This is a genomic window from Shewanella sp. 11B5, from assembly GCF_002836795.1.
Lineage (GTDB): Bacteria > Pseudomonadota > Gammaproteobacteria > Enterobacterales > Shewanellaceae > Shewanella > Shewanella frigidimarina.
Map to the genome: position 1 here is coordinate 1 of NZ_PJAP01000141.1, position 1,189 is coordinate 1,189.

The following is a 1,189-nucleotide window of genomic DNA, read 5'->3' on the forward strand; positions in this document are numbered from 1 at the left end:
AAAAGTATTGAGATTGTTGATATCGATAAACTCTTTGAAGCTATATTTCCAAATAATTCATGGGAACGTACTGACTTAACAAGTTCAATAGACAATGTAGTCGGAAAATTCGGTGAGTGGGTTGAGTCTATTGAGCCAAACCTAATTAACATCGACATTAGCGGTAACGCTACAACAGCACAATACAATAAGTTGGCTAGAGAGCTAGGGTTGTCAACGTTAAACGGATCCTTTAAAAGGACACCGTTGCAATTTAATTATCAATTTGTAGCTATTGCATGGGGAGACAGTGAGAGTCCCGTTATACACGGTATTGAATTGATTTATGACATCACAATAATTTCTGGGCAATTTTCAAAACTCCCCCTAGCAGAGCTAACAACACGATTAACAGACAGAAAAAACAATATCATTGAGCAAGTGTTTGTTGAAGAGAATGCTGCTATGGATAGGTTTGAAAGCATGTTTTCAGTTCTAGTGAAAGATTATGAGGACTCCTTGAAGGAGCATGCGTAGCTAACAAGCGCATGTTGTTGGACTGGTTTTCTGCTGCGCTCCAATGCGGGCGTTAGCTACAAAGGGATTATGTATGCCCATAGAGTTAAATGAAACATTAGTTGTAGGAATATCTGCAACAGCATTGTTTGATCTTTCAGAATCCGATGAAATTTTCAAACAAAAATCGAAATCAGATCCTGACTCAGCTATTGATGAATATCGAAAACATATGCTTGAGAAAGAGGATGAGCCATTAGAAGATGGTACAGGTATGTCACTTGTAAGATCGCTTCTAAATTTAAATGAACATTTAGATAAAGATGACAATACGCCTATTGTTGAAGTTGTCATTATTTCAAGAAATAGCCCCGAAACAGGTTTTAGAGTATTAAAAGAAATTCGTAGGCGTAATTTACCTATTACTAGGTCTGCATTCATAGCGGGTGAAAAAAGCTCTATTTATCTAGATGCTTTTTATGTTGATTTATTTTTAACTACAAATGAAGAAGATGCACAAGATGTTATCGATAGTAATGTGTGCGCATCAGCACTAGTTAAAGCCCCACCTAAAAATGCAAAGCCTCTAGATGAACAACAAGTTAGGTTTGCATTTGATGCTGACGCTGTTCTATTCAATGAAACTAGTGAATTAGTAAATCAAACTGAAGGGTTGGAGAAGTTCTGGTCAAAT

Annotated in this window: 2 protein-coding genes; both read left to right on the top strand. The window is 36.7% G+C overall.

Annotated features, from left to right (window positions below; translation table 11 throughout):
• Positions 1 to 516 (top strand): hypothetical protein (locus tag CXF78_RS21350; protein WP_180957014.1); only part of this gene is annotated, 516 nt, incomplete at its 5' end.
• A 73-nt stretch (positions 517 to 589) separates the two neighbouring features.
• Positions 590 to 1,189 (top strand): 5'-nucleotidase (locus CXF78_RS01185; RefSeq protein WP_145991307.1); only part of this gene is annotated, 600 nt, incomplete at its 3' end.